Raw genomic sequence first — 7041 nt, 5'->3', positions numbered from 1 at the left:
TATCTTCCATTTGGTCTCCTTATTTTGTGTTATTGTATTTTCTTACCCAATTAAATCAATTAACACATTTGAGGTTCTACCTCAAAGGAGACCATCTTTCTCATTTTATCGAGGAACGAACGAGTTTTGGCGGTTAGCGCAACGGAGTTTAGAAACTGTAAGAAGTTCAATCGGATTCTGCAACCCATGCCCCGGCCGGGTTACCGCAAAACTACCATTTTAAACTTTGTGATTTTACATGCGATTGCCCTGGTTTAAAAGCATGCGATCCCGCTCCCTTAAATAATAAATATATTGAAATGACTTCCTGTGAATGGTAAATGCATTAAGAAAACAATGACCGTTCAAAAAAATAATAATTTTGTGCTCAAATACTTTTCTTCCAAATACTTTCCCGCATTGATAAGCGGCATGGCTTTAACGCTCTGCTTTCCTAAGGCAGGACTCTCATACCTTGCTTTTTTTGCCCTGGTTCCGTGGCTTGTATCCATCCAGTCGATGACATCAAAAGAGTCTTTTTATAGCGGTTTTATTGCAGGATTTTTCTTTTTTTTAACCCTTATTTATTGGATTGTCCCGACCATACATGTATATGGCGGACTTCACCCGGTTCTTGCAATTTCCACACTCATCCTTTTATGTTTCTACCTTGCTCTATATCCGGCGATTTTTGCCTTTCTTTTAAAAAAAATAGATCAGAAATCCTGTTTTGCTCCCATATTCGCAGCCTGTCTCTGGACAGGTCTTGAGTATATCAGAACATATGCATTCACAGGTTTTTCATGGGGGGTTTTGGGATACAGCCAGTATTCAAATCTTTCATTGATTCAGATTGCTGATTTTTCAGGAGTTTATGGGGTATCCTTTCTCATTGTTCTCATCAATTATCTTCTGGCAGTCATCTGGATGACGGTGGTCAAAAAAAATCTGCAAAAAAAACTATTCCTCCCGGTTATTTATACTGCCGTCCTGGTCGCAGGGGCTCTTTTTTACGGCAACCAAAAAATCAACGCCATCGATTCTCAAATTGAAGCGGCACAAAAAACAAATATTTCTATTGTTCAGGGCAATATTAAACAGGATTTAAAATGGAATGATGCATTCAAGGCCCGGACTATAGAAAAATATATCCGGCTTTCAAAGGCTGAAGCAAAAAGGATTGAGTCAAAAAAGGCTGACCTTGTGATATGGCCGGAAACCGCCCTGCCGTTTTATTACGGGTTTGACAGGCAATTGTCAAACCAGGTGGATCAATGTGTGCGGTCATTAAAAACAAACTTTCTGATCGGAAGCCCTGCATTCAAGTCTGATAAAAATCAGATCAAATTTTACAATCGGGCTTACATGCTGAACCGATTTTCCATTGTTACCGGAACCTATGACAAACACCACCTGGTACCGTTCGGAGAATATGTTCCCCTGGGAGACTATCTGACATTTTTAGGGAAAATTACTGCCCAGGCAGGAAATTTTTCCATTGGTGATAAAACATTTAAGCCCCTGGAATTCAATAATCATACCCTGAAGGTCACGCATAAAACAGGTGTGCTCATCTGTTTTGAAATTCTATTTCCGTCCATTGCATCCAAATTTGTAAAAAACGGGGCTGATATCCTCACCACCATTACCAATGATGCCTGGTTTGGGCATACCTCGGCTGCTCCGCAGCATTTTTCCATTGCTGTGTTCCGGGCTGTTGAGAGCCGCAGAACCATAGCAAGAGCTGCAAACACAGGAATTTCAGGCTTCATCGATCCCAAGGGAAAAATTCTTGAAACAACCACCTTGTTCACAGACCAGGCCATTACACGACAAGTCCCTGTCCTAAAGCAAATCAGTTTCTATACAAAATATGGAGATATTTTTGCCATCAGTTCAATAGTTGCAATCTTCTTTGCTTTTATGTTAAAAGGAATTAGAAAAAAAGCTGGGGAGAAATCAAAATGAATACAGAATTAAAACAAAATATCCAAGCCATATATACCAAAGCCGACAAACTCAAGGAGTATCTTTGACCTCCCTGTAAAAGTAAAGCGCCTCCGCGAACTTGAACATATTGTTTCCCAAAAAGACTTCTGGAACGATTCAGACAAAGCCACCGGTCTTTTAAAAGAAAGAACGTCTCTTTCAAATCTTCTGGAAACCTGGGAAAATATTTATAAAGACCTTGAAGATGCAGATGTCCTTCTGGAACTTTCCCATGAAGAATCGGATAAAGAAAGTGAAAAGGAAGTGGCTGCTCTTTTATCTGCACTTGAGAGAAAAATTAAAAAGTTCTCTATTCAGATCACTCTTGACGGTGAAGACGATGCAAGAGATGCTCTTGTTTCCATCAATGCCGGTGCCGGTGGAACAGATTCCCAGGATTGGGCTGAAATGCTGTTTCGCATGTACACCCGATGGATTGATAAAAAAGGATATAAATGTCAAATTATTGATTTTCAGCCAGGGGATGAGGCCGGTATTAAAGGGGCAACCCTTCGCGTTTCCGGGGAAAACTGTTACGGATTTATGAAAGTTGAATCCGGGGTTCACCGCCTCGTCAGGATATCCCCCTATAATGCAAGCGGAAAACGCCATACATCATTTGCATCCGTATTTGTCTATCCTGAAATAAAAGATGAAATTAAAATCGACATTGATGAATCAGATCTGAGAATTGATGTGTACCGGGCCAGTGGTGCCGGTGGACAGCATGTGAACAAAACCAGCAGTGCGGTCAGAATCACCCATCTTCCCACTGGAGTGGTGGCTCAGTGCCAGCAGGAATCCTCTCAGCACCGCAACAAAGAGATCGCATTTAAAGTTTTAAAATCAAGGCTTTACCAGATTGAAAAGGAAAAACAGGATAAAAAAATGAAAACTCTTCACGATGGTAAAGATGATATTGCCTGGGGAAGCCAGATCAGATCCTATGTTCTTCACCCCTACAGGATGGTTAAAGACCATCGAACGGATTTTGAAGTGGGGGATGTGGACAGGGTTCTGAATGGCGACCTGGACCCCTTTATTGAAGGTGTTTTACTCTCATAAAAAAATGGATCCACTCTTCATCATTGAAAAATTTTATACTCCCGGTACAAAGCCTCACCAGGTTCTTGTTGACCACAGCCGGATCATCACTGAAAAAAGTCTTGAAATTGCCCGCAATCTGATTCATCTGAACCCGGATCTTGAATTTATTAAAAAGGCTGCCATGCTGCATGATATCGGCATCTGTCTGACCCGGGCAGACTCTATTGGCTGTAACGGTGAAGCGCCTTATATCTGTCACGGATACCTCGGGCGAATGCTTCTGGATGAACAGGGGCTGCCCCCTGAATATGGCCTTGTCTGTGAACGGCATACAGGTGCGGGAATCACAAAAGAAAACATCATATCAAGCAGCCTTCCGCTGCCCCAAAGGGATATGGTCCCCATCAGTATTGAAGAAAAAATTATCTGTATTGCAGACAAATATCACTCTAAAAATCCAAAACATGCCGACAAAAAAATAACCACAATTCAAATCATTGAAGAACTTGAAAAAATAAACAAAGATCATGCACAAAGATTTTCAGCCTGGGCTGAAGAGTTCAACCTGTAAATCGTTCTGAAAGGATTTTTCATGTACCAAGGAAACACTTAAAATGATCATAACAATAGATAGTGGTAAAATAATAGATACGGCAAAAGACTTAACCTCGGAAGAACGTCATATCCTGCAAAAACTCTTTGCCTGGAAAACTATTGCCGAGTCACTGACCCAGTTCAGAAAAATAAAAAACAGGGCAATGAAAATGGGATGGAATAATTCGGGTCCTGTTCAGGAAAGCCGTACATTAAAAATTATCATTCAACACCTGGAAAAAGAACTTATCCTGCGACTGAAAAAAAAATTCCCTGCCTAAAAGTCTTTTTATTTGTTTGACTTCCTAAATAATAATTATTAATTGATCGTATTGATATGGAAACGGAAGATGATAAACTTTTAAATATGGAAGAGAGACGTTATGGGCGGTTTTTTCGGTTGCGCTTCTAAAAAAGCATGTAATAAAGAACTTTTTTATGGAACAGACTATCTGTCACATCTGGGAACCAAACGCGGTGGCCTGGCTAGTGTGGATAAAACAGACTTTTATCGATCAATTCATAACCTTGAAAATGCATATTTCAGATCAAAATTTGAGCCGGATATTGACAACCTGGCCGGCAATATGGGGATAGGAATTATTAGTGATACAGATTCCCAACCGATTATTATTCATTCCCACCTTGGAAAATTTGCTGTCGTCACTGTCGGTAAAATTTCAAATCTTGATGAACTGGCCCAGGAAGCATTTTCACAAAATATTCACTTTGCCGAAACAAGCCAGGGTGAGATCAACCCTACAGAGCTTGTGGCTATTCTGATCGGTCAGAAAGGATCTTTTGCGGAAGGAATTTTAAACGCCCAGACAAAAATCAAAGGGTCCTGCTCTATGCTGGTTTTAACGGATTCCGGGATCTATGCTGCCAGAGATCGGTTGGGAAGAACCCCTATTGTGATAGGAAAACGTGAGAACGCCTATGCAGTAAGCTCCGAATCCAGTGCGTTTTCAAATCTCGGTTTTGAGGTCGAACACTATATCGGCCCCAATGAAATCATCCTGATAACACCCGAGGGGTTTGAACAAGTTCAGCCGCCGGGTGAAGCCATGCAGATCTGCTCATTTTTATGGGTGTACTATGGATATCCGGTATCGTCCTATGAAGGGATCAATACGGAACAGGTCCGGTATAACTGTGGGGCAGCTCTCGCAAAAAGGGAAACAGAAAAGGCGGATTTCGTGGCGGGTATCCCTGACTCCGGTATTGGACATGCCATAGGATTTGCCAACGAAAGCCATCTCCCCTACATGAGGCCCTATGTGAAATATACACCCACCTGGCCTAGAAGCTTCATGCCCCAGAACCAGGGAATGAGGGATCTTGTGGCCCGGATGAAACTGCTTCCTGTCAAAGAAATTATCCAGGGAAAGCGTATCTTATTCTGCGACGATTCAGTCGTAAGAGGAACCCAGCTAAAGGACAATACCCAAATTTTATATGAATACGGTGCAAAAGAAGTTCATATGAGAATTGCCTGCCCATGCCTCATCTATCCCTGTGAATTCTTAAATTTTTCAACCTCCCAGTCAACTTTAGACCTGGCCGGTCGGAAGGCCATTTACGAAATTGAAGGAACCGAAGATACGGATCTGACAGACTATGCCATGGATGGATCGGAAAAACACTCGGCCATGCTCGGCAGAATCATAGATCGGTTAATGCTTACCAGCATCCGATACCAGAAACTGGAGCATCTGATCGAGGCCATCGGTCTTCCAAAAAACAGACTTTGCACGCATTGCTGGGATGGATCAGGTTATTTTTAATACAGGAACAAGGATATAAAATAAGGTGAGCAGCATTGGTACAGATACAAAGACTGGCGACAAATACGACGACCTGACGGCCATACGCAGTTGTATTCCCCTTCTGGAAAAGATTGCGGACCGATCTGAACTTCTGGCGGTCTTGCCGGAACCCGAACGGATTGCTCTGATCACTGCGGCCGGAAAAATATCCCGGCCAGACAAAGAGGAAATTAAAAAACGGAACAAGGACAGAAAGCAGCAAAAACGCCGGGCCATTGTGAAAAAAGAACGCCGCTTGAGGGCAGCCACAGGTATCCGCAGGGCCAGAGGAACCGATGTCTTTACCGCTCCCCGGCAGATTTCATTTAATGGCAGAAAAACCAGCAAAAAAGATGATGCGCAGATGCTGGAAACACCGCGTAACTGCTATGTGTGCAAAGCCGAATTTATACAGCTCCATCATTTTTATGACACCATGTGCCCGGAATGCGCAGAATTTAATTATCAGAAACGCTTCCAGACCGCCTCCTTAAAAGGACAGGTGGCATTGATCACAGGCTCACGGCTCAAGATCGGATACCAGGCCACCTTGATGATGCTTAAGGCCGGAGCAAGAGTGATTGCCACCACCCGCTTTCCCAAGGACTCAGCCTTACGATTTTCAAAGGAACCCGATTTTCCCGACTGGGGCCACAGGCTCCAGATCTACGGGCTTGATCTTCGCCACACCCCCAGTGTGGAGCTTTTTTGCGATTATATCAGACAGACCTACCAGCGCCTGGATATTCTCATTAACAATGCGGCTCAGACCGTTCGGCGTCCGCCCGGATTCTATGCCCATCTCATGGAGAATGAGACAAAGAAAGTGGTAGAGTTACCTATGAATGCCCAGTCGCTTCTGGGGCAGTACCAGACCTGCATCTCCCAGATGGGATACGGGCAGACAGAAAATGTGGGCAAAGAAAAGGCCTTGCCCGTGACCTGGAACGGCACAGCCCCGGGTGTGGGATTGCGCATGTCCGCCCATCTGTCCCAGATTCCCTATTCCTATGACCATTCCCTGGATGTGCCCGAGGTCTTTCCCGCAGAAAAACTGGATGCCGACCTCCAGCAGATGGATCTTCGGAAAACCAATTCCTGGCGGCTGCGGCTGGGGGAGATCCAGACCTCTGAAATGCTGGAGATCCAGCTGGTCAATTCCGTGGCCCCTTTTGTCTTGTGCAACCGGCTGGCAGAGTTGATGAAACAAAATTACACAGGACAAAAACATATTGTCAATGTCTCGGCCATGGAAGGCAAGTTTCTGAGATTTAAAAAAGGCAGCCGCCACCCCCATACCAATATGGCCAAGGCCTCCCTGAACATGCTCACCCATACCGCGGCCAGTGATCTGGCCAAATACGGAATTTTCATGAATGCCGTGGACACAGGCTGGGTCACGGATGAAGATCCTGCCATCCTGGCCACGCTCAAACAGGACCGCCATGATTTCCAGCCACCGCTTGATATTGTGGACGGGGCCGCAAGGATCTGCGACCCGTTTTTCCACGGCATCCTGACAAAAAAACACTGGTGTGGTAAATTTTTAAAGGATTATTTCCCCATTGACTGGTAACAGCCGGACAGCCTACAGCATCGAATTCTGAAAAGGAATTTATCCCTC

6 protein-coding genes are annotated in these 7041 nt (G+C 44.0%); all 6 read left to right on the top strand.

The annotated features are described in order from the left end of the window. Positions 1-336 precede the first annotated feature (336 nt). The 6 genes from lnt to HGJ91_RS16430 all read left to right on the top strand — a co-directional run bounded on the left by lnt (position 337) and on the right by HGJ91_RS16430 (position 6993). Positions 337-1947 carry an apolipoprotein N-acyltransferase gene (gene lnt, locus HGJ91_RS16455; protein WP_291348935.1) on the top strand — a complete coding sequence of 537 codons (1611 nt, stop codon included), beginning with the start codon at positions 337-339 and terminating at the stop codon, positions 1945-1947. Beyond that, a protein-coding gene (prfB, locus tag HGJ91_RS16450; protein WP_291348934.1) for a peptide chain release factor 2 occupies positions 1944-3033 on the top strand; the annotation gives its coding sequence in 2 pieces (ribosomal slippage) (positions 1944-2000 and positions 2002-3033; 1089 coding nt in all). Before lnt ends, prfB begins: the two co-directional genes overlap by 4 nt. Continuing rightward, positions 2990-3586, top strand: coding sequence for an HD domain-containing protein (locus HGJ91_RS16445; protein ID WP_291348933.1), 597 nt, complete (start codon positions 2990-2992; stop codon positions 3584-3586). Before prfB ends, HGJ91_RS16445 begins: the two co-directional genes overlap by 44 nt. A 43-nt stretch (positions 3587-3629) precedes the next feature. Next, on the top strand, positions 3630-3890 hold the full coding sequence (locus tag HGJ91_RS16440; protein WP_291348932.1) for a hypothetical protein: 261 nt from the start codon (positions 3630-3632) through the stop codon (positions 3888-3890). A gap of 102 nt (positions 3891-3992) precedes the next feature. After that, complete coding sequence (locus HGJ91_RS16435) at positions 3993-5396, top strand: amidophosphoribosyltransferase (protein ID WP_291348931.1); 1404 nt, start codon at positions 3993-3995, stop codon at positions 5394-5396. Positions 5397-5421: 25 nt separating this feature from the next. Next, complete coding sequence (locus HGJ91_RS16430) at positions 5422-6993, top strand: SDR family oxidoreductase (RefSeq protein WP_291348930.1); 1572 nt, start codon at positions 5422-5424, stop codon at positions 6991-6993. The last annotated feature ends 48 nt before the right edge of the window (positions 6994-7041 follow it).

Source organism: Desulfobacula sp. (assembly GCF_014237455.1).
GTDB lineage: Bacteria > Desulfobacterota > Desulfobacteria > Desulfobacterales > Desulfobacteraceae > Desulfobacula.
Note: the sequence above shows the minus strand (reverse complement) of the source record. Positions and strands in the feature narration are given on the sequence as shown.